Raw genomic sequence first — 25,993 nt, forward strand, 5'->3', positions numbered from 1 at the left:
ACCAAAGGGGATCACAATGTTTAAAAAATGGAGCATTCTTTTATTCACAGTTTTTCTATTAGCAGGATGCGGCGAGAAGGCCGAAGAAACCACGACAACCGAGAAGACGGTTTCGACCATAAAAACAGAGCCTGCCACTAAAAACCAAGTAACCATCGAACAAATGAAACTCTCAAAAAAAGAAAAAAACTTACTAGAAGCAGCAACGGCTAATGAAAAGGTGGCTCTGACACTGAAAGGATTAACGAAGAAGAATAAGAGTATTACGTTTATCGGGAGTCATTACAAAAATGGACGATTAGTGAATAAGGAAGCATCATCTGCTACCTTTTCTTTACACCAGGATGGAACCGACCAAACGGTGAATGTACTTCTTCAATTACATCATGAGAAAGATACATATGAATCACAATTTAGTATTTGGTCAAATAAAAAGAATGATGGGATGACGAAAGCGACATCAAGCTTCCCGTTCAAAGTAAGTGACTATGTATTTTCTGCACAATCTGAAACTGTCAAAGTTGCTTCCGGAGGAAAGGCACTGATTGCGTATACAGCGGCGATGGGGAAAGACGGGGGTTCAATAATATTTGAAGAGATTGAGGAGAATCCAAAGCAAGCACTGAAGAATAAGTCACATGCATACTTATTTTATATCCAGCTAGATAAATAACTATCGTAATATATACGGAGAATATGAAGTTTTTTGACGAAAAATTTTCATATTCTCTTGACGAATTGTTAAGAAAGTTGTAACATAATAAAAGTCAACGCGATGACGTTGCTTTTAAAAGATTGATGCGGGTGTAGTTTAGTGGTAAAACCTCAGCCTTCCAAGCTGATGTCGTGAGTTCGATTCTCATCACCCGCTCCAATACATAATTTTGTTTATAACGCAGTATTTCGTTTCTTAGATAAACGAAGTGTTGCGTTTTTTATTATGTCAGTATAATGTGAAAAAGCACTGTCAGGCTACAGTGCTTTTTCAATGAGTTCATATTTGCTTTCTCCGCCATGTATTTGTACAAACATCTTCGTCAAGGATTGAATAAGAGCTTCACTCTTTTCCCGGGAAATAGATGGCGGGAAAAGGATGATTTGAAGAATGTTCTTTGTGTCTTGAGAAATTTGTGCTTTACTTGTTTGAGAAAATAATCCATTCAATCCTGCGCTGTCCTGCCATTCGATGTCACCAGCCTCATGTTTTGCCAGTGAAAGCGGTCCTTTGATGCGATCGGCATCTAATGTCAGGATAGGTAAGAAATATTTTAGTGAGAAAAATATCGACAAATCCTGTACGGAATTGGTCGAGTCAATAAATTGTTCCTTTTGGATGTTAGAAAGAAGTGGAAGGAAAGGAACGTCTTTTAAAAGATCCGTCCATTCTTTGATGGCTGGTACTTCTTCTAAGACTTTATCTTCGTATTCAAAAAATAAAGATTCTTGAAACAAGCGTAAGCGGCCTTTTAACATTTGAGGTGATGTACCCACTTCAATATGTGAATATTCAATCTGCCCAACATGGATAGACGGGTTTTGAGGATGAGAAATTTCCATATGTATCTTCACAGTGACTCACTCCAATCGGTCATGATACACTCGTATTATACTGAAAACAACAGAAGAAACAAAGAAAGGAGGTTTGCAAGGTGATTCATGTTGGAGAATTAAAAGAAGAATTGATTCAATATGCGAAAGAAATTGGTGTCGATAAAATTCGATTTGCAAGTGCCGATACATTTGATTCATTAAAGGACCGCCTCATCTTACATGAATCGTTAGGGTATTTGTCAGGTTTTGAAGAGCCTGATATTGAAAAAAGGACAAACCCTTCTTTGCTGCTTCCGAAGGCCAAATCAATTGTTGCGATAGCGCTCGCGTATCCTTCCAAAATGAAAGATGCTCCTCGAAGTACAAAGGATGCGAGACGGGGGATTTTTTGCCGGGCTTCATGGGGAACAGATTATCATGTTGTGCTGAAAAAAAAGCTTGATATGCTCGAAGAATTTCTGCGAAGCAAACATGTCGATATACGGACAAAATCAATGGTGGATACAGGAGAATTATCTGATCGTGCTGTAGCAGAACGTGCTGGCATTGGTTTTAGTGCAAAGAACTGTATGATTATCACGCCAGAGTTTGGATCTTATGTGTATTTGGCTGAAATGATCACAAATGTTCCGTTTGAACCGGATGAGAAAATTGAAGACCAGTGCGGAACTTGTAATAAATGTGTGGATTCGTGTCCAACGGGTGCGCTTGTGAATCCAGGGCAGCTGAATTCTCAGCGGTGCATTTCATTTTTAACGCAGACAAAAGGGTTTTTACCTGACGAATTTCGTTCGAAAATAGGGAATCGATTGTACGGGTGTGATACATGTCAAACTGTCTGCCCGATCAATAAAGGAAAAGACTTTCATCTGCATCCTGAAATGGAGCCAGACCCTGAAATTGCGAAGCCGCTGTTAAAGCCGCTTCTGACGATCAGCAATCGTGAGTTTAAGGAAAAATACGGTCATGTTTCAGGTTCATGGCGGGGGAAAAAGCCCATTCAGCGGAATGCAATTTTGGCACTCGCTCATTTTAAAGATACATCTGCCTTACCAGTGTTAATTGAGTTGATGCACAAGGATCCAAGACCGGTCATTCGGGGAACGGCTGCTTGGGCAATTGGCAAAATTGGCGACGATCAGCAGCTTCCAGAGCTGGAAAAAGCCCTTGAACGGGAAAGTGATGAAGAAGCGAAAGAGGAGATTGTGAAAGGGATTGAGCTTTTACAGACACCTTTAAATACTAAATAACATCCCTGTGAACATAGAATGAACCAAACAAAGTTTTTAAAAAATGTTTGGTGGTGTTTGTGTGAAACAATTATTAGAGAAAACTTTAGAAGACAGGCTGGCGTATTTAATCAATGACCGTGCAATCAAACAGCCGCAGCTTATGTCTGATGTGGAAGCAGTAGAGCGGAAAAAAGAGCTTTTTGCTAGAAGACAGGTTGAGATTGTGAAGGCGAAAGCAAAAACAAAACTTCTCGATTCAGCCATTCAAGATGATGGGGCTCAGCATGTGCAGTACCTTGCTCATCTCACATATGTATGCAAGGATGTAGACGATTCTTTTTATTTAGAGGAACAGGTGGAAAAAAGAGAAGCGTTTCTTTATAACAACATGCTTGTTAAAGATCGGATGATGTTAGAAGAGCGGCAAAGCGAAGAGCGTATGGATGAGCGCTTTCAGACCGAAGAACAATTCGGGAGAGCCTTTCATTATGACCGGCGGGCAGCCGTGAAGTATGCGGAGACATATTGGAATAAACGGAATCCAGCCTATAAAAACTTTGAAGATAACTGTACAAATTTTATTTCACAATGTTTGAAAGCAGGGAACGCGCCAACGAGAGGGTATCCAAACCGCGGGTCTGGCTGGTGGGTGCGTCCGCATACGTGGAGCTATAGCTGGACGGTGGCTCATTCGATGAAAAATTATTTAGCGAATTCGAAAGCGGGTTTGAGAGCAAAGAAACTCAAAGAAGCCCACGAGCTTCAAATTGGTGATGTCATTTGCTACGATTTTGAAGGTGATGGAAGGTATAATCATACAACCATTGTCGTTGATCATGACAAAGGCGGAATGCCTCTTGTGAATGCACAGACGTATGACTCCCGCATGCGTTATTGGTCATACGAGGATTCGACAGCCTATACACCTGCTATTCGATATATGTTTTTTCACATTTTGGACGATGCCGCGAAGGATAGTTAGTGGTATAATGTTGAGCGGAAATGAAAATTAGAGGTGAACTTTTTTGGGACTTCATGTCGTTTTATATCAACCAGAGATTCCAGCTAATACTGGAAATATTGCGCGTACATGTGCAGCAACAAATACAACCCTTCATCTGATTCGTCCGCTTGGTTTTTCGACAGATGACAAAATGCTGAAGCGTGCAGGACTCGATTATTGGAAATATGCCAATGTGGTCTATCATGATTCACTTGATGAATTATTTGAGGCACATCCGAAGGGGCAATTTTTCTATATCACAAAATTTGGCCAAAAGCCGCATACAACATTTGATTACTCTCAGCTGGATGAAGACTATTTCTTTGTGTTTGGAAGAGAGACAAGTGGATTGCCAAAAGATTTGATTGAACAAAATATGGACCGTTGTCTTCGTTTACCGATGACAGAGCATGTTCGTTCTTTGAATCTGTCGAATACGGCAGCCATTCTTGTATATGAGGCACTTCGCCAGCAGCAATATCATGATCTCATATAAGATCATGATTAAAAGCCGAGATACTGATCTCGGCTTTTTTATGTGAGTTAAGAAACAGGAAGATGAAAAATATGACTTAATTATACTTTTTTTGACATGTTAAAAAATAGGTAGTATGATAGATTGTGATCACGTTTTCAAAAAATGATGAATCCATTAGGAGGAATAATGAGATGAAAAAGCTACTGATCACTAGTGCCATTAGCTCAGCAATTTTAATGGGGACGCTTCCAGTCAGTATTCCAGGACTCTCTCAGACGCAGGAGATAGAAGCAGCGCAGTTATCAAAAGGGATTGGCGGGCGTACTTATATCAATAGTAACGGATCCATATTGGTCACAAAAATTCAACTCCCTTCCACAATGAGTGTGTCAAATGGTACAGCTTATATTTATTCTGGATTCACAGGTTCAAAGGAAGCGGATATTGGTCTTCAATACAGTTCAACCTATAATGTGTGGAAACCTACGATGAAAGTAGGAGCAAATAATCAAGAGACATATATCGAAGGAAAAGATGACTTCACGTATACAAAGGGATTTAAACCTGGAAGTACTGTTCAAATGACGATTTATAAAAATTTGAATGGGCATACAAGAGCGACGTTCTGGGGCACAAATAATGTTGGTTATACCGGCCGCATTATTACAGAAATTCAAAACTCAAACATTGGCTCTGTGACCAAGTGGAAACTACTGTCGACGGTAGCAGTAACTGACGATATTTATCGAAAAGACATTCGGGCGAATTTCTCTACTCGTTTTACTGACATCACATTGGATAATCGTGCCGTTACACCTGTGGTCGATACGCAAGACTTTACGAAGGTTCAGGTGTCAGGGAATACAGTGAATATGCAAGTGCTGAAAACAACGAACTAAATGAAAAAGGATGTTCCGCAAATGGAACATCCTTTTTTTCATTTACCAGGCTTGCCTTCGTAGCCAGCAGTGAAAATGGATACTAAAAACGTAATGATGACGCCCATCATAATGACCGTTCTCATATAAGCTCCCCCTTATCCCTTTGTTCCGTTCGCTGCCTGTTTCATATGATGTGAAGTTCACCTTGAAAAGCAGGAGAAGAAAATCATTTTTCTCCTATTTTTCCTTTATTATGAAGGGTCTTGCGGATGGTTGTCAATTCAGTTTGCCAATTCGTCATTTTGAAGAACGAAAGCATGTAATAGGACGCCTCCGCATAGATTGTAAAACAGTATCTGATTTCTAGCTTCAATCTTGAAAGAGGAGGTTCATATGGATATTTTAAAGAAAATCGAACAGCACAGAGAAGAAGAGCAGCGTCTCAAATGGGAAGGCACATTCAGCGATTATTTAGACATTATTAAGGAAAATCCACTTGTCGCTCAATCTGCTCATTCTCGCGTTTATCATATGATTAAAGACAGCGGGATTGAAGAAGAGAATGGGGTCAGAACCTACAAATTTTTTGATCAGGAGCTGTTTGGGTTAGAGGAATCACTCGAAAGATTAGTGGAGGAATATTTTCACCCTGCTGCAAAGCGGCTGGATGTCAGGAAGCGTATTTTATTACTGATGGGACCAGTAAGCGGGGGGAAATCGACGCTTGTCACTAGATTGAAAAGAGGACTTGAAGAATATTCACTCACAGATCATGGCGCAGTTTATGCGATCAAAGGCTGCCCGATGCATGAAGATCCGCTTCATCTCATTCCGCAAAATCTGCGGGAGGATTTCTATAGAGAATATGGGATTCGTGTGCAGGGGAATTTGTCGCCTCTGAACATGATGAGACTGGAAGAGGAATATGGCGGCAGAATTGAGGATGTAAGGGTTGAACGGATCTTTTTCTCAGAGGATAAACGGACCGGCATTGGTACCTTTAGTCCGTCTGATCCGAAATCTCAGGATATTGCCGATTTAACAGGAAGCATCGATTTTTCAACCATTGCTGAATTTGGATCAGAGTCAGATCCCCGTGCGTACCGCTTTGATGGAGAACTCAATAAAGCAAACCGAGGAATGATGGAGTTTCAGGAGATGTTAAAGTGTGATGAGAAATTTCTCTGGCACCTCCTGTCATTAACGCAGGAAGGAAATTTTAAGGCAGGAAGATTCGCCTTGATTAGTGCAGATGAATTGATCGTCGCCCATACGAATGAAACTGAGTACCGGTCGTTTATTTCAAATAAAAAGAACGAGGCTTTGCATTCAAGAATTATTGTGATGCCAATTCCTTATAACTTAAAGGTCACAGAAGAAGAACGCATTTATCATAAAATGATTTCAGAAAGTGATGTCTCAGATGTGCATATTGCCCCGCATACGCTCAAGGTAGCAGCGATGTTCTCCATTTTGACGAGACTGAAAGAACCGAAGCGGTCTGATATTGATCTGGTGAAAAAAATGCGTCTGTATGACGGAGAAAGTGTCGAAGGCTTCCAGTCAGTCGACATTGATGAGATGAAAAAGGAATTTCATGACGAAGGGATGAGCGGAATTGATCCGCGGTATGTAATCAACCGAATTTCATCCACCATCATTCGAAAGAATATGGAATCGATCAATGCACTGGATGTCCTTCGCTCCTTAAAAGAAGGGCTCGATCAGCATCCGTCTATCTCCAGCGAGGATCGGGAGCGTTATTTGAATTTCATTTCAGTCGCGCGAAAAGAGTATGATGATATTGCGAAGAAGGAAGTGCAAAAGGCCTTTGTGTATTCCTATGAGGAGTCTGCGAAAACGCTGATGGATAATTACTTAGATAATGTCGAGGCATACTGCAATAAAAACAAGCTGCGTGATCCGTTAACGGGTGAAGAAATGAATCCTGATGAAAAGCTCATGCGTTCAATTGAGGAGCAGATCGGCATTTCTGAAAACGCCAAAAAGGCATTTAGAGAAGAAATTCTGATTCGTATCTCGGCTTATGCGAGAAAGGGAAAACGCTTTGATTATAATTCACATGAGAGATTGCGGGAGGCCATTCAGAAGAAGCTGTTTGCTGATCTAAAAGATGTGGTGAAAATCACGACATCGACGAAGACACCGGATGAACAGCAGCTGAAGAAGGTCAATGAAGTAGTGGCTAGATTAATTGATGAGCATGGCTATAATTCAACAAGTGCAAATGAACTTTTAAAATATGTAGGCAGTCTTCTGAATCGTTAATAAATGAAGGAGGCATTATTGGCGCATCAGCACCGGTAATGTCTTTTTTAGAAATGATCGTCAACTTGGATGACGAGCAGCATAGGATAAAGGAATCGATGGCTAGAAGAATTGTGCAAATAGGTGAGGAGGGGGATGGATGTCCCGGCAAGAAAAAAGTCAGTTTATTGTGTCTCAGGAAGACTGGTCCCTCCATCGAAAAGGCTATGACGACCAGCAGCGTCATCAGAAAAAAGTCAAAGAGGCGATTAAAAATAATTTGCCGGATCTTGTTACAGAAGAAAGCATCATCATGTCGAACGGAAAAGATGTTGTGAAAATTCCGATCCGTTCATTAGATGAATATAAAATTCGGTATAACTACGACAAAAATAAACATGTGGGTCAAGGCGATGGAGACAGCGAGGTTGGCGATGTTGTTGCGCGTGACGGCTCAGACAGCAAGCAGGGTCAAGGAAAGGGGCAGGGTGCTGGAGATCAAGCTGGTGAGGATTATTACGAAGCAGAAGTCTCATTAATGGATCTCGAGGAAGCACTGTTTCGTGAACTGGAGCTGCCAAACCTCAAGCAAAAGGAGCTTGACGACATCATTGTTGAACAAATTGAGTTTAACGATATTCGCAAAACCGGGTTAACAGGAAATATCCACAAAAAACGAACGATGCTGTCGGCATTTAAACGAAATGCGATGACAGGCAGTCCTTCCTTTTATCCGATTTACCCAGAGGATATCAAGTATAAAACGTGGAATGAAGTGACCAAACCAGAGTCGAAAGCTGTCGTTTTGGCGATGATGGATACGAGCGGAAGTATGGGGCTTTGGGAAAAATATATGGCGAGAAGTTTTTTCTTTTGGATGACACGTTTCTTACGGACAAAGTATGAGACGGTCGATATTGAATTTATTGCCCACCATACAGAGGCGAAGGTGGTAGACGAAGAACATTTCTTCTCACGGGGTGAGAGCGGGGGGACCATTTGCTCGTCTGTCTATCGAAAGGCACTAGAGCTCATAGACGAACGATACCCACCGTCGCGATATAATATTTATCCTTTTCATTTTTCTGATGGTGACAATTTGACCTCAGACAACGCCCGGTGTGTGAAACTTGTTTCTGAGATCATGAAAAAAGCCAATTTATTCTGCTATGGTGAAGTCAATCAATACAACCGGCATTCTACGTTAATGTCAGCATATAAACACATTCAGGATGAGAAATTTAAGCATTATATTTTGAAGCAAAAATCAGACGTTTTTCTCGCACTAAAAAAATTTTTTCAGCAGGAAGAAGTTCATTCATAACGAGCACATTTGAAAAAACCTTTCAGCATAAGGGCTGAAAGGTTTTTTGTGTGGAGAAGGAAAGGATCGCCAAAAAAAAAGTAAAACTTTCTCTTTGACATTTCAATTTTCATTTATTAATATTTAATCTTGTTAAATATAAGTTTTTCAAAAAAGATGCCGATCGTCTTTTCTTCTTTTTCTGCTCTTTGCTCATAAGTGAACAATAAGTATAAATGGGCTGCACACCATGATAGGGGCGGGAGTAGAAGAAGGGAAAAGGACAGAGTGTTGAGCTTGTTTCATATTCTGTCAGATGATGGGCATTCTAAGTTTGCTAAAGCAGATGACACTATATTTTTATACATGAAAGGAGAAACAAAACATGAACAGAGGGCGTTTATTGCTAACGAACATTATTGGCCTTATTGTGATTCTTGCCATTATTGCCGGAGGTGCTTATTACTACTATGAAAGCACAAACTTTGTCAAAACAGATGAGGCAAAAGTGACAGGTGACATGTATCAAATTACAGCACCAGCAGCTGGACAAATCAAAGGCTGGGATATCAACGAAGGTGACGAAGTGGAAAAAGACAGCACAGTTGCAAAAGTTGAAGGACAAACAAAAACAAACATTAAAGCAGTGGCTGATGGCACATTAGTTAAAAAAGAAGTACAAAACAATCAACAAGTGCAGCCTGGTACAGTTCTCGGTGAAACAATTGATTTAAGCAAGCTTTACATCACAGCAAATATTAAGGAAACAGATATTAAAAACATTGAAAAAGGCGACAAAGTCGACATCGTTGTAGATGGAGATCCTGATACAACATTTGAAGGAACTGTTGAACAAATTGGTTATGCGACAAACTCAACATTCAATATGCTGCCAGCAACTAATTCAAGTGGCAACTATACAAAAGTAACGCAAAAAGTAGCAGTGAAAATTTCAATTAAAAATCCATCAGACAAAGTGCTTCCAGGTATGAATGCTTCTGTCAAAATTTCATCTTAATGATGATTGATATCAAAATATGAAAGGAGGTTGTCTGAGATGGCAAATCAACCTGCAGCGACAAAACAGGGAACAGGCTCCTTGTCTTTACTGATCATTTTAATGGCCGGTTTGTTCGTAGCGATTTTAAACCAAACGCTTTTGAACGTAGCTATGCCCCATTTAATGACAGAATTTAATGTGAGTGCAACGACGATTCAGTGGCTGACAACAGGCTACATGCTTGTCAACGGTGTGCTGATTCCGTTGTCTGCGTTTTTAATCACACGTTTTGGACAGCGCAGCTTATTCCTAGTGGCTATGATCTCGTTTACACTAGGTACATTTATTTGCGGCATTGCGCCAAACTTTTCAACGATGCTTATTGGCCGTTTGATTCAGGCTGTCGGCGGCGGTATCTTACAGCCGCTCGTTATGACAACAATCCTTTTTATTTTCCCTCCGGAAAACAGAGGGAAAGGAATGGGGATTTTTGGTCTTGCGATGATGTTTGCTCCTGCAGTAGGACCAACATTATCTGGTTACATTATTGAACATTATTCTTGGCGTATTATGTTTTATGGACTTGTGCCAATCGGTGCGATTGTCATTATCGCGGCTTTCTTTATGTTTAAAAATATTGTAGAGCCTAAAAAAATCAAGCTGGACAGTCTTGGTGCGATTCTTTCAATCGTCGGTTTTGCTTCCCTTTTATACGGAGTGAGTGAAGCAGGAAGTGATGGTTGGACAGATCCGATCGTCTTATCTACGATTATTATTGGTGCGATTGCGATCATTCTCTTTATTTTCCAACAGTTGAAAGTTGATAATCCGATGCTTGATTTCCGCGTATTTAAATACAGCATTTTCTCATTATCAAGTGTCATTAACATCATTATTACGGTTGCTTTATATACGGGGATGTTCTTACTTCCGATTTATCTGCAAAACCTCGTTGGGTTTACGGCATTGCAATCTGGGCTATTAATGCTTCCAGGGGCACTTGCGATGCTCATTATGTCCCCGATTTCAGGGATCTTGTTTGATAAATTTGGACCTCGTCCGCTTGCCATTGTGGGGATGCTCATTACCGTTGTCACGACGTATGAGTTTACGAGGCTGACCATTGATACTTCCTATAGTCACATTGTGCTCATGTATGCAGTACGCGCATTTGGTATGTCGCTCTTGATGATGCCGGTTATGACAGCAGGGATGAACCAATTACCTCAGCACTTAAACAGCCATGGTACAGCGATGTCTAATACATTAAGACAAATTAGTGGTTCCATCGGTACGAGTTTGATCACAACGATTTATACGAATCGGACGACATTCCATTATTCCAATATGGCGGATCAAACAAATACTGCGGACCCGTTCTTTATGAATTCATTCCAGGCGGCTGTATCGAATGTGATGCATCATATGGGCATGACAGCAGAAGCTGCTCAAAAATATGTATCTACCCAGCTCTTTACAAAAGCACAGGTTGATTCAAACGTGATGGGCATCAACGATGCTTACATGTGGGTGACATTATTCTGTGCCGCTGGTGTCATTCTCAGCTTGTTCCTGCGAGATGTTCGTAAGGATAAAAAGCGAAAAGAACAGCAGCATAAGAAACAAGAAATATCACTGCTTCCGGCACCTAAGGAAGCTAACCAAGATGCAAGATAAGTGTGGAGGGACCGTACATGAAAATTTATGTTGTATACGATAGTGAAGGTGACCATACAAAAGCACTTGCAGAAGCGATTGCAGCAGGCGCAGGTGAAACAGAGCAAGCTGAAGTATTCATTGATCACGTGAAAGATGCAGACATTCGCAAACTCGATCAAATGGATGCGATCATTTGGGGCTGCCCTGGTCACTTTGGTACCATTAGTTCTGGGTTAAAGACATGGATTGACCGTCTCGGCTACTTATGGGCAGAAGGAAAACTAATCGATAAAGTCGGTGCTGTTTTCTGTACAACTGCTACAACACACGGCGGTTTAGAAATGACAATGCATAATTTGATTACACCAATGTTCCACCAAGGAATGCTTGTTGTCGGCCTTCCTGGAAATGTTCCAGAGAATGCTTTATACGGCTCTTACTATGGAGCTGGTGTGACATGTCCGATCGATTCAGATGAATTGATTTCGACTGAAGGCATTGAACTTGGAAAAGCACTAGGAAGACGTGTAGCATCAGTCACTGCATCATTTAAGCGATAAGGAGAGGGTTCTTTTGGCGACGATTATTGTAGCATTAGTAGCTGCTGTTCTAGTCATTATTGGATTAGTAGCGTTCAATGTCAGACACGCATCAGCCGATAAGGAAGAGATCAAAGAAGATGTCTCCAATCAGCCTGACGTGCCGCATAGCGAGCCAGAAGCTGTGGCGAGACCTGTAGAGCCTGAAGTTGAAAAAAAAGCGTCAGAGCCTTCTCGAACGGATGATGCTGCGTCTGGCGACGATTTCTATAGACAGGCGCTTCAAAAGTTTAAACAGCCAGAACCACCTGTCAAAGAAGAAGAACCAGAGACAAAAATGAATGATGATATGTATCGTTCTGCTTTGCAGAAGCTAAAGCAGAAGGACAAATAAAAAAGAGAACCTCTCAACAGGTTCTCTTTTTTTATGGCACAAAAAAACCGCCGGCAGAAGCCGGGCGGTTTTCCTTCACTCTATAAAGTGCTAAAAGAGCAGATGCTCTTAAATTACGCTTTGTTAACGTTAGCAGCTTGTGGTCCACGGTTACCTTCAACGATTTCGAAAGAAACTGATTGACCTTCTTCTAAAGTTTTGAAGCCTTCGCCTTGGATAGCAGAGAAGTGAACGAATACATCGTCTTGACCTTCTACTTCGATGAATCCGAAACCTTTTTCAGAGTTGAACCATTTTACTTTACCTTCTAACATGAAATTTCCTCCTAAAGCGATCTTAACGCTTAAATTCACTATTCTTGCTCTTACACAAACTTCAAAGACGAAAACTCTTTCAAAACTTTCTTCTTAAAGATGATACGAACAAAAATAATTACCTTTACTTTACCAGTGTTTGCGGGAAAAAACAACTGTTATACGAAAACTTTTTTTAAAATAATTAGTGCTAACAAATTGAGGAAAATGCCTATGTTAAATGGTCTTTTTTTCTCTCTGAAAAGCTCACTTGATTTCGGCCAGACTCCTTCGCTTTATAGAGCTCCTGGTCAGCTATAATTGGTAATTGCTTGATGTCTGCACTCGTTCCATGAGAATAAGCACATCCAATTGATACCGTAGTGTGAATGGACATACCATTTTTTAAATAAATCGGCTGATCGGCTATTTTTTTTCGTAAGCGTTCTGCAATCTGCCATGTTTTTTCAATTGTACAATTTGGTAGAAGGACAGCGAATTCTTCACCGCCAATCCGACCAATATAATCAGAGCTTCTTGTGTTTTTAATCAGCCTTGTACCGATTTCTTTTAAAACAATATCTCCCTCATAATGCCCATATTGATCATTGATGGTTTTGAAGTAATCGATGTCTAGGTAAATAAGGGACATTTGATGGATAGGCTGCTTCAACTTCTTAGTAAAAGCTTCTCTTAATACCTCATCGAACTTCCGTTTATTTAAAACACCTGTTAAAAAGTCATAATGAGCTTGGAATTTATATAAATTTAACAGCTGATATGCTTTTGTTTGATGTTCAATGACATAAAAGTTAAACAATCCAGCAATATATGAGAAAATCCAATATGTAGAATGCAGCTGAAATGATGTCTCATGCACGATCAAGATGAACAGGCTTGTGGCAACCACATTACCAATCGTAATGGATAAAAGCATTTTCACAACATGATTCATATGACGCTCTGCAATCAAAAAAGAAGAGGCTGCGATAAACATCATGGAAAAAATATTGATGGAAGAAGCGATGTTGGCTTCAATTAATAATCGGCCAATGATCACAATAAAAGCTGCAATCATTGTTTGGGCGATGCCTCCATAAAAGGCCGTTAAAATAAGGGGAATATGTCTTAAATCGATGATCGCTGGTCCTGTTTTAATAGAGAAGAACATTAAAAGGACACCGAGTAACCCAGAAAGCATGCCTTTGCATATTTGCCTGAGCAAGGTATCTTCTTTCTTCAGAAAATTCTCTTTAAACACAAGCATAAATAATTAATGGAAAGTGACAAGAATTGTTAAATTAATAAAGAGGTCTCTTAGCAAAATAGAATCACCTTTTTAAAATTACTAAAATTTGTTGCAAAAGAAAAGGGGAAAAAGGATAATTAATAAAAATTTTAATGATGAGGAATTGAAGAAAATGCGGGGAAAACGCTTTCCAGATCAAACGGACTGGCTTTCTTTTTTTGAAAAAATGCCAGATGCCTGATTTGAAAAAGAAATGCCGGTTGAATATCAAGATTTGACGTTTCGGTTCGAGAATCAGGAGGAGCGATTTGTTGTGAACATGTCGCTTGCTATGCAGGAGTTTACCTTAAAGGTCGTTCGAAAAAAGACCGAATCCGTTTTAGGAATATATGATTTTAAAACAGTCCAGCATGTAGAGATTAAAAAAGATCGGAAGGAAGAAAAGGAGCTGTTGCTGATATTAGAGCATCGTGACGACTTCATCACAACAATCGAAATCACATTTCTACCTTCCTTTTGTCTTATGGTCAAAGAACATTTTTCAGGAGAATAAACAGGAGCCTCTTTTTATGAAGGCTACTGTTTTATTATTTGTGCTCGATGTCATTGATGACTTGCTGGATCGATTCATCATCCATCACATTCATCACACTTTCATCAATGTGAAGAGATTGCGCATAAGATTCTCTTGGCTGATGAGTTCTTGATGGTGATTGGTGCTGGTTCGTTTGATTTGGCTGGACAGCTGTGAATGCCTGCTTGATCATTTGGCCAACTTCACCTGTTCCTTTTGATTCCTTATGTGAGCGGGACTCATGACGAGATGAATCTTGGTGCTGATGGTTTGCGCCTTTCATCATTGAAGACATATTCATTTGTGTCATGCTTTTCAGTCTTCTTCGTAAAACCGGGGAGAATAATGCAATGATTGCTGTTGATACTGCGATCATTGCGCCAGTGCTCATACCTTTTCTTTTTTTAAACAAACGAATCCCTCCATTTGATCGTGATGATCTTTCATCAAGTTTAGGATGACCAATCACAGCTGAATTATGAATTCATTTTGCGGAAAGAGAGGATATGTGCATAAAAAGCCGGCTGGATGAAAAACCTATGAGCAAAAGGAGGGAATAATTGATGAATAAGAAATGGATGCTATCTTTACTGCTCGTGCCAACATTAATCACCGCTGGGTGTGGAATGAACAACCAAGGCGATGAGCGTAGAGGAACAATGAAAAGGCAGTATGAAAATGTCACATATAAAAATGACAACATGAGACAGGATCAGCCAGATGTTCAAACACCTCAGAAGGTCAAAGTGGCAGATAAGGCGTCAGAGCTTGTAGCCAATATGTCTGAAGTGAAGACAGCAAACGTGCTTGTCACAGGAAAAAATGCATTTGTTGCCGTTGTACTTGAAGGCAATAAAAGCGGTGATGTGACGGACGATCTGAAAAAGAAAATTTCAGACAAAGTCAAATCAACGGATCAACAAATCGACAACGTGTATGTATCTGCTAATCCAGACTTTGTCGATCGTATGCAAGGTTATGGAAAACGTATTAAAAGCGGAGAGCCGATTTCAGGATTTTTCGATGAATTTACTGAAACAGTTAGACGTGTCTTCCCTGAATCAAAATAGCTACGACAAAAGCCGTATGTCATATGCGGCTTTTTTGTTTGGAACCGCACCTCGCGCACCTGACTGCATAAAGTAAAAAATATATCACCTCTTGTTGATCTTTGTTTCTTCATAGAGAGAGAAAGAGGGTGCAGGATGAATTCAGGTGGGGAGCAAATGAAAGCAGGGCCGTCATTGATTCATAAAAAACTTGTAAGCGGGATGATTGCAGCAGGTCTGATTTTTTATGCTTTCACCGCGTACTTGATTTATGTTGCGTTTCAGCTGACAGGACAATATTTGGAGCAGTCTTCTCCTAAAACGGTTATCACGGAGGGACTCAATAAGCAAGTCTATGAACATATTCGAATCTACTATGCAGAGGAAGAGGATGCTTTTGTTGATCTGACCATAGAGGCCATGAAGCAGGCAGAGAAGAGGACAGCGTCAGTGTTTCAATTTGAAGCTGACAGACCTTTAGACGTTATTTATTTTGATGATAAAGAGACGATCGAACAAATCGCTGGTATCAAGCATATTACGGGATTTTACTCCGATCATGATCAAATGATTGGGTTATATCCAGATAAACGGGAAGCATTATTGAAGAAAGAGACACTGCCTTTATACTTTTTCAATACGCTTTTTATTCATGAGTATGCTCATTTTGTTTTCTATGAAAAGGTCCATTCATATGAAGTATCTCCAGGCATTTTTCCGCTTTGGTTTCACGAAGGAACAGCAGAGTGGACGGCCTATGATGTGTTAAATGCTACGTCTGAACGCTTCGATGTAATTCCATTTCAATCTCTTCATTCTGATCAAGACTGGCAGAACTCCCGGGTAACGTATGAGACAGATGTCTATTTACAAAGCTATTATATGATCTATGAGCTGGTGCAGCTTTACGGACGAGACATCATACATGAGATCATGGAGGAAACTGCGAAAACGGGCCAATTTGCTAGCGGTTTTGAACAGGCGACGGGGGAGAAGCTCACAGATTTTGAAGAACAGTTTAAAGTGATGTATCAAAGAAAAAACGGCTGACCAGAGAAGGGGTCAGCCGTTTTTTTAATGAAGCGGTTTTTGTTGATCTGCCTTGCTAGGAGGCATTTGAACCTGCCCCTGAAGCGGTGCAAAAGCTGACGTCATGGCTGTCATATCTTGTTTGGAAAGCTGAGGAACTTGATAGTAGCCATGCTTGTTTTGATACAAGAAAATTTCATATGCCATTTCGATAAAGTTCGGAATCTGCGCAGCAAGCACACGTCTGACAACAGGATTTGTTACTTCTAATGCGGACATGGAAAGTAGCCCAGCGTGTGATTTGACTAGGCTGAGCATATGTCCTGTGATGCCTAAGTCTTTTACATCCTGTAATGACTGATTCGGCTTCTTCGGCTGAGAAGGTTTGATTCCGTATGTCACTTGTGTGTGTTCTTTCATCATATAAGTAGCGGTTTCTTCACTAGGCTTTTGGCCTGTAGAAAAACAATCTACAGTGACATTGTACTGTGATAAAACGAACTGATATTGTCGATCCAGGATGTCGCATAATGCAGGATCTTGAATAAATTGCCGCAGGATCATATATTGATCCAAAATATTAATCGTGCCGGCTAAAATTTCATGTAAATCGAATAACTCATGCCCGCCATGGTTGAGCTCAGGCTGCTGAGCGCTTCCTTGAAACATTGGCTGCTGATCGTTTTGCATTGATATTCCTCCTTCTGTTTATACAATCTGTTTTAATGTGAGGATATTTTCTCGTTTTCATGCAAAAAACATTATTTACAATTAGAGGGTTTTCTTTCTTTTTGTCGAAAAAAAGTATCAGACGAATGAACATGGGGGTACCAGATGCAGGACAAAATCATTAATCGTTTGATAGAAGACGAACATGTGCAGGCACCAGTGATCGGCATCGGTGTTTCGCCGTTTGAACAGCATCATCTTGAGGCTTTTTTTCAATCGTTGCCACATGAATTAAATGCCTCTTTTATTGTTGTGCAAAATCACGTGACAGGCGATTGTATAACAGATTTGGAAGCACTTGTTTTACCGATTGGCTACCGGGCAAAAACGATTAAACATGGTGAGAAAGTCATGAAGAAGACCATCTATTTTTGTCCGCAGCATGCGGCTGTGACGTTAACAGAAGATCATGGGCTTCATGTATCTGAGCAGCTGCCAACAAACAAGGGATGCTCTGTCGACTCGCTTTTTAAGTCACTTGCCAGTGTTCAAAAGGAAGAGGCGTTTGCGATCTTTTTTCAAAAAGGTCATTGTGTGGGGAGTGGATTGCTTCGGTTGGTAGAGCAAGGCGGTACAGCGTTATCGTGCAGTGAGGTAGAGAGTGGTTTTGACAGCATGTATCATCACACATTCAAAAATCCATCCACCCTTGCAGCTTATATGGCCAATATCATCAATGTCCCGCATGCGGATGAGACGGATCCAGCTTTACTAAGAATCATTGAACGTCTCGAAATGTATAAAGGGATTGCCTTTTCAACCTATGAAAAGAAAAGGCTGCTTTCTGTTATTCAAAAACGCATGCGCACTGCAAACGAACCAATGTCATTATTAACAGAGTACGATCGTTTATTAGAAAGAGAACCAGATGAGCTTGACCGCCTGCATGCCCAGCTCCTAAGCGGCACGACTGCTTTCTTTAGAGATATGGAGGCTTTTCGAGTATGTGAACAGAAGGTGATCCCGTCAATCATTGACCATTCGATGAACAACGGGAAATCTCGGTGCCGAATTTGGATTGCGGGATGTTCGACAGGGGAAGAAGCTTATTCTTTTACGATTTTATTTTTAGAAGAAATGAAGCGAAGAGATGTGTCCATTGAACTTCAAGTCTTTGCGACAGATATCAACCGAAAAGCCATTCAAATAGCTAGTAAAGGTCTTTACTCGATAGAGTCTATGGCAAGCATACCGGAAAAATGGCGGGCGCGATATTTCGAAAAAAAAGGTGACGCTTTTATTGTGAAGCAGTCGCTTAGAAAACATATTGTTTTTGCTCCTCACAATTTATTGATTGATTCACCTTTTATCCACCTCGATTTTATCAGTTGCCGAAATGTTCTGATGTACTTTGAGCCAGAAGTACAAAAACGAGTATTATCCCGATTCCAATATGCTTTAAAAGATCAAGGGGTGTTAATCTTAGGGCCAAATGAAACTGTTCCCAATATTCCTCGATTGTTTCAATTGTTCAATGAGAAGTGGAACATTTACACCTATTCAAATGTTCCTGCATCTAGTGTCCCTTGGGTATATGACGCTCGTGATGCCGAGTTAAAAAAGCGAGCTGCACAATATATGGAAGAAGTGGGCGGAGAATATGACGCATGCATGGTGATCAATGATTGTGACAAAATTCTGGCGATGTCAAATGGGGCCTATTCCTTTTTAGACCGTACAGAAGTGTCAGATCAATCATGTGAATATGTCACACCTGATTATTTGAAAGAGATGTTGAGTCAAACCTTTCAAAAGGTATGGACGGACGAGACAGAGGTTGTGTTTCAGCATGTCCTCATTTCGGAAAAAGGAAAAAAACAGTATGCGGATTTTATTGTAAAGAGTTTTGATCACCGTTTTAAAGGGGTATACGTCATTCTCATTCGAATGAATGAGAGAGGGAAAATTCAAAAGAACAGCAGGGAAAAAGGGATGCCAGATCAGAATTCAGTTTATCAGCAGCGTATTGTCGATTTAGAAATTGAACTCAATGAAATTAAACAAAAAGAGCAGGAGGCAAGGGCTCAATTAAAAGTGAAAAACACGCAAATAGCGGAGCTTGAGAAAAAACATGAACATTTTATTAATATCATAAACAACTTAAGGGTAACAAGGGAAGAACTGTATAGACCTTCTGTCAAGCCTCAGCTTGCGACGTTGTTTGTGGACCGGGACATGAATATTCGCTATTACACTCCTACAGCCGCCTCTTTATTTACTTCAGCACAAATAAGGCAACAGCAATCCTTTCAGGCGATGGCTAAAAAGCTTACACAGGAAACGCTCTATCATGACATACAATCGGTTATCTCGGACAGGCGCGTCATCGAACGAGAAATTGAAACGAATGAAGGAGAACAATTTACTGTTCACATCACACCTATCTTTGATCAAGATCATGAGGGAGCGGTGATGACGTGGATTAAAATGACGGAAATGACAAAAATCAAACAGTCACTCCATCTAGCGGTAACAGCACTGGATAACAGCCATATCCATATTGTTGTTGCAACTGAGGAAGGGGTCATTCAATGCGTGAATCAGCGCTTTTGCCAGTTTGTACAGCAGCATGAATATGACCTGATCGGCAAAGATATTTTTTCTGTCTATCATTCGCTGTGTCAATGTGATGATTTAGAAAAGCAATGGGACGTTTGTTTAAAAGAAGGCAGCTGGACTGGTGAGCTGTACTTTCAGGATTTATCAGGCCGTGAACGATGGGAGAGAGTCTCTTTACACCGAATTGATGATCCTGACAAAATGCAGTCAACCGTGATGCGGATTTCTGAGGACATTACCAATCAAAAGCAGTCAGAGAAGATGCTGATGAAGTCCGAGATGCTGTCCGCAGTTGGTCAGCTTGCAGCCGGCATCGCCCATGAGATACGGAACCCGCTGACGTCGTTAAAGGGATTTTTACAGCTGATGATTCAAAGTAAGAAATATCAGAAGGATTATGCAGATGTGATGATGTCTGAATTTAATCGGCTTGAAGCCATTATTAATGAATTCCTTGTGCTCTCTAGAAGCAAATCGGTGAAATTTGAGCCGGTACATGTCAATCTTCTGCTCGAAGAAGTGATCATGGTCGTTGAATCACAGGCGGTTTTAAAAGGCGTATCTATTCAGAAGAATTTGTCTCCGTCGCTGCCAAACATTCAAGGTATACCAAATGAGCTGAAACAAGTTTTCTTAAACATTCTTAAAAACGGTATTGAAGCGATGGATGGTGTGACAGGTGTCATTCAAGTCACATCCGTATTGGAACATAATCAGATGATGCTGATTTTTGAAGACCAAGGAAAGGGCATACCAGAAGAAGAACTAGGGAAACTGGGTGAACCTTTTTATACAACGAAAGAAAAAGGGACTGGTCTTGGTTTAATGATGACGATTAAAATCATTGAAAGCCATGGCGGCAGCATTCGTTTTGAAAGCAAAAGCTTTGAGGGGACACGAGTGATTATTACGTTTCCAATGAGCTGACAGACATAAGATTTACAAGAAATCCATCTACCATCAATATTTACTTAGTACACTATGAGAGATAAAGCTCGGAAGGGGAGGGTCTAATGAAACGTGTTCGATCCATTCGTATGATCTGCTGTCTGGTTTTACTGATCTTTAGTCTGCAATCCTTACTGCCTGGCATGATTACAGCAGAACAAGCCATTGCGTCTGAAAAGAAGGAAACGGTTTGGAACCAAAAGAAGCCAATGAAAATCAAGAAAGCCCGTCTGCTGATCGGAGAAACGGTGACGGTGAGTGGAATTGTGACAGCAGACCAATCGGCTATAGGCAATGGGAAACTGTCAACGTACATTCAAGACAAATCAGCAGGAATCAATATTTATTCAGTACAGCCCAACAACTTCCCAGAACTGAAAACAGGCATGAAGGTGACAGTAACGGGGAAGATCACGTCTTATAAAGGACTGATTGAAATTGTGCCGGATCGAGATGCCCTGAAGGTAGATGCTGTCAATCAAACCTTGCCAAAGCCAAAGCGAGTCTCACTGAAACAACTAGAAACGGATCAGGCACATAAACATGAAGGAAAACTTGTGAAGATCAAAGGCTATGTTGAATCAAAGCCAGAGCAGCCGGCTGGCGGTGGATATAATGTCGTGATTATTGATAAAAAATATCACAGCACCATCCTTAGAGTGATGGTGGATACAAGTGCCATTGATGAAGTAAAGACAGGGAAATGGTATGAGTTTACAGGAGTTTTAAGCAGATATGATACGCTGCAGGTGCTTCCAAGACACAAGGGTGATGTCAGTCTGCTGAAACGCCAGCCAAAGCCGCCAAAAATCAAGAAAGAATACGAGGCAACGGTTGACCGGGTAGTGGATGGTGATACGATTCATTTAAAGAAGCCTGTGCTTGGTACAACAAAGGTGCGCTTTGTGAATATGGACACGCCGGAAACGTACCATAAGCCAAAAAATGAATTAGATCAAAACCAGCTGCGTTTTGGACAGAAGGCGGCGGACTATTTAAATACTCTGCTCTCAAGCGGAGATAAAGTCACATTAAAGATTGGTCCTGAAGCGAAGGACGACTATGGACGTCTTTTAGCTCAAGTGAAAACCAAAAAAGGGGTCAATACGAATTTAGAGCTTGTGAAAAAAGGATATGCTCCTACGTATTTCATCTGGCCGATTGGAGATGAAAAGGACTATCAGATGTTCCAAAAAGCGGTCAAAGAGGCGAAAGAAAAAGGGCTGGGCATATGGAACGAAGCGGACCCGCTGCTGGAACAGCCGTTTGAATTTAGGGCACGTGAACAGAAAAAAGGACTGACACGCTACGTCGGTGATTCATCAGCGAAAACGTACGTATCGCCTGACAGCTGGAAAGAAATCGCTGTAGATAAACGCATCTTTTTTGCTTCAAAAGAAGAAGCAGAACAGGCTGGCTATCAGCCGGCAGAGGAAGCTGGGGAAGTCCCGTTAACCATTTTAAGCATGAATGATTTACACGGAAAAATTGATCAACAATACGAGCTGGATCTAAAAGGTGATGGCAATAAAGGAACGTACGGACGGATGGATTATGTGGCGGCTTATATGAAACAAAAACAAGCAGCAAACAAAAATACGATCACAGTTCACGCCGGAGATATGATTGGCGGCAGCTCTCCAATATCGTCTCTTCTGCAGGATGAACCAACTGTTGAACTCATGGAGAACATTGGCTTTGATGTTGGCACGGTCGGCAACCATGAATTTGATGAAGGGGTGGACGAGCTATTACGGATCATAAATGGCGGAGATCATCCTAAAGGCACAAAGGGATATGACGGACAGAATTTTCCGCTCGTTTGTGCAAACTGTGAATACAAGGATACAGGTAAACCACTTTTACCTGCTTATGAAATCATGGATGTCGAGGGAATTCCTGTAGCATTTATCGGTGTTGTGACAAAGTCAGCCGCAGGAATGGTGATGCCAGAAGGGATTAAAGACATTCAGTTTACAGATGAAGTCAAAGCCGTTAATGAAGCCGCGCAGGAATTAAAACAAAAAGGGATCAAAGCCATTGCGGTCTTAGCTCATATGACAGCCTCTCAAAATGGAGATACCATCACTGGAGAAAGTGCGAAGCTTGCCAAAGAAGGCGATGATGAAATTGATGTCATCTTTGCGGGGCATAATCACGAAGTGGTAAACGGAGAGGTCAATGGGAAATTAATTGTCCAAGCCTTTGAATATGGGAAGGCCGTTGGCGAAGTCAATGTAACACTTGACCGCAAAACGAAGGATATTGTCAAAAAGAGTGCAAATATCCAGTATGTAGACCAGTCTGGTATTGAAAAGGACAAGGAAGCAGCCGGCATCTTGGCTCATTACGGAAAAGAAGTTGAGCCGATTATTAGTGAGGTAGTTGGAGAAGCTGGTGTCAAAATGGAAGGCGGCTATTCAAATGATGGAGATACGCCGCTCGGAAATTTGATTGCTGATGGTATGAGGTATTCTATGAAAAGTGATTTTGCCATGATGAATGGCGGCGGCATCAGGCAAAACCTTGAAAAAGGGCCGATTACGTGGGGAGATCTGTTTAATATTCAGCCTTTTGGCAACGTCTTAGTTAAACTTGAGATTAAGGGGAAAGACTTGGCTGAGATCATTGAAGCGCAAATTTCTCCTCAATTTGGACCAGATTATAGCATTTCGGGTTTTTCATATTCCTATGATCCGGTAACATATAAAGTAGTCGACTTAAAGCTGCCAGATGGATCAGACGTTGAGCTCGATCAAACGTATACACTCACGGTGAATAACTTTATGGCAACTGCAACTGGCAGTAAGTATGCACCGATAGGAAGGCTGGGGAAAAATCCTGAAACAGGTCCAGAGGATTTAGAAGCCACTGTCGCTTTTGTGAAGAGCTTTGAAGGAGCTTCCATTGTGTATCAAAAAGAGGGACGCATTCAAAAAGCAAAACAAGAAGAAAAAGCAGCAAGCTAAAGAGCGTTTCATATAAGAGAAATGTAACAGGTAAAGGAGTTTAAGCATGAAAAAGTGGCTTGCACTTACTGTGATGACAGCAGGAATTGTCTTGCTCGGCTGGGGAATTTGGCAAATCGCCTCTACACACCTTCAAACAGCACAATCATTAGAAGCCGCGAAGAAAGCGGTAGCGGACGATCAAAGGATGTCAAAGAAGCAGTTTTCTCCTGAAGTGGGGAAAGCCTCTGGCATCCTGACGATTCCGAAATTAAAAGCAGACCTTCCCATTGTCGAAGGGACAGATGCGGATGATCTTGCCAAAGGAGTCGGGCATTACAAAGGCAGTTATTACCCTGATCAAAAGGGACAAATCGTCCTATCTGGCCATCGCGACACGGTATTTCGCCGAACAGGTGAGCTGGATATTGGGGATCAGCTGAAAATCACTGTGCCGTATGGTGAGTTTCTTTATGAAATCACACATACGAAAATCGTGGATCAGCATGATACATCCATTATTACTTTGCAGAATAAAAAGGAAGAGCTCGTGTTAACGACATGCTATCCATTTCATTTCGTCGGCAATGCACCAGAGCGATATATTATTTATGCAAAAAGAGCATCTGTCTAATGAAAAAAGAGCCTGCATTTAATCAGCAGGCTCTTTTTTTAATGAATGATCTCGTCCATGAGCTGAGCCATATCTGGTGGAAGCGGCGCTTCTATGCTCAGTTGCTCACCTGTAAAAGGATGTGTCATGTCTACTTGTTTGGCATGGAGAGCGCATCTGTTGATATGATGGCGAGCACCGCCATAAAGTGAATCCCCGGCTAAAGGATGCCCAAGACTGCTAAGATGGACACGAATTTGATGTGTTCTTCCGGTCTCAAGTTGCAGCTTAACCGCTGTCATTTGCAGACGTTTATTAGTGTCCATAACCTGAAAATGAGTCACAGCACTTTGACCAGTAGGAGAGATTCTTCGTCTGACGGCATGATGCTTGTCACGGCCGATCGCTGCATCGATAGTGCCTTTCTTTTTCTTGAAAAGTCCTTCTGCGATAGCGATGTAAGTTCGGTTGATCGTTTTTTTAGAAAGCATTTGATCAAGCACAGCATGAGCTAATCTGTGTTTAGCAAAAATGACCGTGCCGCTTGTGTCTTGATCGAGTCTGTGAATATGTCTCACTCGCTTTTCCTCGCCATTTGCTTGAAAATGAAAGGCCACAAGGTTTGCCAGTGTGCCCGTTTGTCCCTTTTCATTCGGGTGCGTTGGCCGTCCAGCGGGCTTTTGCACAATCAATAAATGCTCGTCCTCAAAGAGCACCTCTAATTCACCATATTCTGGCGTCACATCACTTTCTTCCGTTTCAAATAAATCGATCAGGATGTGATCGCCTGTACTGACTTTTGCCGCGTGATGGGCAGGCTTTTGATTTAAACGTATTTTTTGATGCTCCATCCAAAAATGGATAATCGGTTTTGAGGCCGATACGGCTGTTTTTAAAAACTGACTAAGTGAAGTGTCATGATGCTGCTCACCTGCTTTTAGTGAGAGCGTGTGCCCGTTAATATTCATAATATCCGTTCCTCTCTTTGGGTATATATAGGAAACACTTACCTTGGCGAACGCCTTTTTTTCTGTGCTATTCTGAATGGAGAACTAACGACAGAGAGGTAGATGCCAAGTGAGAATAATGAAAGCTGCTACAGACCTGCAAGAGCAGGCAATTGAAGAAATATCAAAGGACGTTGAAGATCTTCTATCCCATGCTGTCGGTGAAAACCCAGCTGCGCGTCAACAAGAACGCCCGCTGACCTTTGTTGAAGGGGTTTATAACGGAACGATGGACGATGCTTTTCGTATTTTATCGGGACTTCAGCTATTACATACCATTATTGTAAAACCTAAACGCCATATGACAAAGCGTGATCGTGAGCTATTCGAGCGAAACCGTGAGCAGGTCAATGCATGCGGCTTTTCTTTTCCGTTTGATTTAGACGATTTTGCCAGCCGCCGCCTTCAAAATGCGTAAAAGTTGGTGTGAACTTCCTTGTTAACTTACAAGGCTGCCGCACATACTATTTTTAAGGGAACGGAGAAACCTTTAGATCTGTAATACCAAACCCGCTCTTTTTCAACATTGCCTATTTCTCCACGAATCGGAGCGCTTGGACCTCTTGCAGAATAAACCGAACACGGGTAGGAGCCTGACAAAATGGTACAGGCTCCTTTTATACATAATTATTTTAGCAGACATTCATCTTTGAAAGTCAATTTTATTCACGATATGATAGCATTGAG

General features: G+C 41.2%; 24 protein-coding genes and 1 tRNA gene. 19 read left to right on the forward strand and 6 right to left on the reverse strand.

Going from position 1 to position 25,993, the window contains the following annotated elements; genetic code table 11:
- The first annotated feature begins 16 nt into the window (after positions 1-16).
- Both NSQ34_RS04425 and NSQ34_RS04430 read left to right on the forward strand, forming a co-directional pair.
- Complete coding sequence (locus NSQ34_RS04425) at positions 17-673, forward strand: hypothetical protein (protein ID WP_024427415.1); 657 nt, start codon at positions 17-19, stop codon at positions 671-673.
- A 127-nt stretch (positions 674-800) separates the two neighbouring features.
- Positions 801-874: transfer RNA gene (locus NSQ34_RS04430), tRNA-Gly, on the forward strand.
- Positions 875-972: 98 nt separating this feature from the next.
- Here the strand turns inward: NSQ34_RS04430 and NSQ34_RS04435 are convergent.
- Positions 973-1,569: a hypothetical protein gene (locus NSQ34_RS04435; protein WP_241770685.1), complete on the reverse strand. Its 597-nt coding sequence runs from the start codon at positions 1,567-1,569 to the stop codon at positions 973-975.
- An 83-nt stretch (positions 1,570-1,652) separates the two neighbouring features.
- On the opposite strand from NSQ34_RS04435, the gene queG reads away from it, so the two are divergent.
- The 10 genes from queG (at position 1,653) to NSQ34_RS04485 (ending at position 12,308) form a co-directional block, all read left to right on the forward strand.
- Positions 1,653-2,801 carry a tRNA epoxyqueuosine(34) reductase QueG gene (queG, locus tag NSQ34_RS04440; protein ID WP_024427417.1) on the forward strand — a complete coding sequence of 383 codons (1,149 nt, stop codon included), beginning with the start codon at positions 1,653-1,655 and terminating at the stop codon, positions 2,799-2,801.
- Positions 2,802-2,862: 61 nt separating this feature from the next.
- Positions 2,863-3,765: an amidase domain-containing protein gene (locus NSQ34_RS04445; RefSeq protein ID WP_061109588.1), complete on the forward strand. Its 903-nt coding sequence runs from the start codon at positions 2,863-2,865 to the stop codon at positions 3,763-3,765.
- 43 nt (positions 3,766-3,808) lie between these two features.
- Entirely contained in the window at positions 3,809-4,282 is a 474-nt protein-coding gene (gene trmL / locus NSQ34_RS04450; RefSeq protein ID WP_061109589.1) for a tRNA (uridine(34)/cytosine(34)/5-carboxymethylaminomethyluridine(34)-2'-O)-methyltransferase TrmL, read from the forward strand.
- 173 nt (positions 4,283-4,455) lie between these two features.
- Positions 4,456-5,163 carry a YrpD family protein gene (locus tag NSQ34_RS04455; protein WP_034282300.1) on the forward strand — a complete coding sequence of 236 codons (708 nt, stop codon included), beginning with the start codon at positions 4,456-4,458 and terminating at the stop codon, positions 5,161-5,163.
- Between the two features lie 375 nt (positions 5,164-5,538).
- Positions 5,539-7,434: a PrkA family serine protein kinase gene (locus NSQ34_RS04460; RefSeq protein WP_024425326.1), complete on the forward strand. Its 1,896-nt coding sequence runs from the start codon at positions 5,539-5,541 to the stop codon at positions 7,432-7,434.
- Positions 7,435-7,573: 139 nt separating this feature from the next.
- A complete protein-coding gene (gene yhbH, locus NSQ34_RS04465; RefSeq protein WP_034282299.1) occupies positions 7,574-8,737 on the forward strand; it encodes a sporulation protein YhbH in 1,164 nt (387 codons plus the stop codon).
- Between the two features lie 364 nt (positions 8,738-9,101).
- Complete coding sequence (locus NSQ34_RS04470; protein WP_024425324.1) at positions 9,102-9,734, forward strand: HlyD family efflux transporter periplasmic adaptor subunit; 633 nt, start codon at positions 9,102-9,104, stop codon at positions 9,732-9,734.
- A 39-nt stretch (positions 9,735-9,773) separates the two neighbouring features.
- Positions 9,774-11,393 (forward strand): DHA2 family efflux MFS transporter permease subunit, encoded by a 1,620-nt coding sequence (locus tag NSQ34_RS04475; RefSeq protein WP_041116922.1) that lies wholly within the window; start codon positions 9,774-9,776, stop codon positions 11,391-11,393.
- Positions 11,394-11,410: 17 nt separating this feature from the next.
- A complete protein-coding gene (locus tag NSQ34_RS04480; protein WP_024425322.1) occupies positions 11,411-11,935 on the forward strand; it encodes a flavodoxin family protein in 525 nt (174 codons plus the stop codon).
- 13 nt (positions 11,936-11,948) lie between these two features.
- Positions 11,949-12,308, forward strand: coding sequence for a hypothetical protein (locus NSQ34_RS04485; RefSeq protein WP_034282297.1), 360 nt, complete (start codon positions 11,949-11,951; stop codon positions 12,306-12,308).
- A 113-nt stretch (positions 12,309-12,421) separates the two neighbouring features.
- On the opposite strand, the gene cspB is transcribed toward NSQ34_RS04485, so the two are convergent.
- Together cspB and NSQ34_RS04495 are read right to left on the reverse strand one after the other, a co-directional pair.
- A complete protein-coding gene (gene cspB / locus NSQ34_RS04490) occupies positions 12,422-12,622 on the reverse strand; it encodes a cold shock-like protein CspB (RefSeq protein WP_008349061.1) in 201 nt (66 codons plus the stop codon).
- Between the two features lie 211 nt (positions 12,623-12,833).
- Positions 12,834-13,868, reverse strand: a complete 1,035-nt coding sequence (locus tag NSQ34_RS04495; protein WP_335371101.1) for a diguanylate cyclase — start codon at positions 13,866-13,868, stop codon at positions 12,834-12,836.
- Positions 13,869-14,163: 295 nt separating this feature from the next.
- On the opposite strand from NSQ34_RS04495, the gene NSQ34_RS04500 reads away from it, so the two are divergent.
- Positions 14,164-14,403: a hypothetical protein gene (locus NSQ34_RS04500; protein WP_227001710.1), complete on the forward strand. Its 240-nt coding sequence runs from the start codon at positions 14,164-14,166 to the stop codon at positions 14,401-14,403.
- A gap of 34 nt (positions 14,404-14,437) precedes the next feature.
- Here the strand turns inward: NSQ34_RS04500 and NSQ34_RS04505 are convergent, their stop codons facing one another.
- Positions 14,438-14,836 (reverse strand): hypothetical protein, encoded by a 399-nt coding sequence (locus NSQ34_RS04505; protein WP_024426613.1) that lies wholly within the window; start codon positions 14,834-14,836, stop codon positions 14,438-14,440.
- A gap of 151 nt (positions 14,837-14,987) precedes the next feature.
- Here NSQ34_RS04505 and NSQ34_RS04510 point away from each other — a divergent pair, with 151 nt between their 5' ends.
- Both NSQ34_RS04510 and NSQ34_RS04515 read left to right on the forward strand, forming a co-directional pair.
- Positions 14,988-15,494 (forward strand): YhcN/YlaJ family sporulation lipoprotein, encoded by a 507-nt coding sequence (locus NSQ34_RS04510; RefSeq protein ID WP_034282294.1) that lies wholly within the window; start codon positions 14,988-14,990, stop codon positions 15,492-15,494.
- A 156-nt stretch (positions 15,495-15,650) separates the two neighbouring features.
- Positions 15,651-16,523, forward strand: coding sequence for a hypothetical protein (locus tag NSQ34_RS04515; protein ID WP_098676836.1), 873 nt, complete (start codon positions 15,651-15,653; stop codon positions 16,521-16,523).
- A gap of 24 nt (positions 16,524-16,547) precedes the next feature.
- On the opposite strand, the gene NSQ34_RS04520 is transcribed toward NSQ34_RS04515, so the two are convergent.
- Positions 16,548-17,192 (reverse strand): spore coat protein, encoded by a 645-nt coding sequence (locus tag NSQ34_RS04520; RefSeq protein WP_034282292.1) that lies wholly within the window; start codon positions 17,190-17,192, stop codon positions 16,548-16,550.
- A gap of 144 nt (positions 17,193-17,336) precedes the next feature.
- Here NSQ34_RS04520 and NSQ34_RS04525 point away from each other — a divergent pair, with 144 nt between their 5' ends.
- The 3 genes from NSQ34_RS04525 (at position 17,337) to NSQ34_RS04535 (ending at position 24,320) form a co-directional block, all read left to right on the forward strand.
- Positions 17,337-20,717, forward strand: coding sequence for a CheR family methyltransferase (locus tag NSQ34_RS04525; protein ID WP_268456302.1), 3,381 nt, complete (start codon positions 17,337-17,339; stop codon positions 20,715-20,717).
- Between the two features lie 86 nt (positions 20,718-20,803).
- Positions 20,804-23,707, forward strand: a complete 2,904-nt coding sequence (locus tag NSQ34_RS04530) for a 5'-nucleotidase C-terminal domain-containing protein (protein WP_268456301.1) — start codon at positions 20,804-20,806, stop codon at positions 23,705-23,707.
- 46 nt (positions 23,708-23,753) lie between these two features.
- Complete coding sequence (locus NSQ34_RS04535) at positions 23,754-24,320, forward strand: class D sortase (RefSeq protein WP_268456299.1); 567 nt, start codon at positions 23,754-23,756, stop codon at positions 24,318-24,320.
- A gap of 38 nt (positions 24,321-24,358) precedes the next feature.
- Here NSQ34_RS04535 and NSQ34_RS04540 read toward each other — a convergent pair whose 3' ends face one another.
- A complete protein-coding gene (locus tag NSQ34_RS04540) occupies positions 24,359-25,267 on the reverse strand; it encodes an RluA family pseudouridine synthase (protein WP_098676763.1) in 909 nt (302 codons plus the stop codon).
- Positions 25,268-25,376: 109 nt separating this feature from the next.
- Here NSQ34_RS04540 and NSQ34_RS04545 point away from each other — a divergent pair, with 109 nt between their 5' ends.
- Positions 25,377-25,724, forward strand: a complete 348-nt coding sequence (locus NSQ34_RS04545) for a DUF5365 family protein (RefSeq protein ID WP_041116937.1) — start codon at positions 25,377-25,379, stop codon at positions 25,722-25,724.
- Positions 25,725-25,993: the final 269 nt, after the last annotated feature.

The organism is Bacillus sp. FSL P2-0069 (assembly GCF_038593315.1).
GTDB classification, from domain to species: Bacteria; Bacillota; Bacilli; order Bacillales; family Bacillaceae; genus Bacillus; species Bacillus safensis.

Bases quoted from the DNA above. Each gene is read 5' to 3' on its own strand.
- NSQ34_RS04425 (WP_024427415.1), top strand. From the start codon at position 17: ATGTTTAAAAAATGGAGCATTCTTTTATTCACAGTTTTTCTATTAGCA.
- NSQ34_RS04455 (WP_034282300.1), top strand. From the start codon at position 4,456: ATGAAAAAGCTACTGATCACTAGTGCCATTAGCTCAGCAATTTTAATG.
- NSQ34_RS04460 (WP_024425326.1), top strand. From the start codon at position 5,539: ATGGATATTTTAAAGAAAATCGAACAGCACAGAGAAGAAGAGCAGCGT.
- yhbH (WP_034282299.1), top strand. From the start codon at position 7,574: ATGTCCCGGCAAGAAAAAAGTCAGTTTATTGTGTCTCAGGAAGACTGG.
- NSQ34_RS04470 (WP_024425324.1), top strand. From the start codon at position 9,102: ATGAACAGAGGGCGTTTATTGCTAACGAACATTATTGGCCTTATTGTG.
- NSQ34_RS04475 (WP_041116922.1), top strand. From the start codon at position 9,774: ATGGCAAATCAACCTGCAGCGACAAAACAGGGAACAGGCTCCTTGTCT.
- NSQ34_RS04480 (WP_024425322.1), top strand. From the start codon at position 11,411: ATGAAAATTTATGTTGTATACGATAGTGAAGGTGACCATACAAAAGCA.
- cspB (WP_008349061.1), bottom strand. From the start codon at position 12,622: ATGTTAGAAGGTAAAGTAAAATGGTTCAACTCTGAAAAAGGTTTCGGA.
- NSQ34_RS04495 (WP_335371101.1), bottom strand. From the start codon at position 13,868: ATGCTTGTGTTTAAAGAGAATTTTCTGAAGAAAGAAGATACCTTGCTC.
- NSQ34_RS04510 (WP_034282294.1), top strand. From the start codon at position 14,988: ATGAATAAGAAATGGATGCTATCTTTACTGCTCGTGCCAACATTAATC.
- NSQ34_RS04515 (WP_098676836.1), top strand. From the start codon at position 15,651: ATGAAAGCAGGGCCGTCATTGATTCATAAAAAACTTGTAAGCGGGATG.
- NSQ34_RS04520 (WP_034282292.1), bottom strand. From the start codon at position 17,192: ATGCAAAACGATCAGCAGCCAATGTTTCAAGGAAGCGCTCAGCAGCCT.
- NSQ34_RS04525 (WP_268456302.1), top strand. From the start codon at position 17,337: ATGCAGGACAAAATCATTAATCGTTTGATAGAAGACGAACATGTGCAG.
- NSQ34_RS04530 (WP_268456301.1), top strand. From the start codon at position 20,804: ATGAAACGTGTTCGATCCATTCGTATGATCTGCTGTCTGGTTTTACTG.
- NSQ34_RS04535 (WP_268456299.1), top strand. From the start codon at position 23,754: ATGAAAAAGTGGCTTGCACTTACTGTGATGACAGCAGGAATTGTCTTG.
- NSQ34_RS04540 (WP_098676763.1), bottom strand. From the start codon at position 25,267: ATGAATATTAACGGGCACACGCTCTCACTAAAAGCAGGTGAGCAGCAT.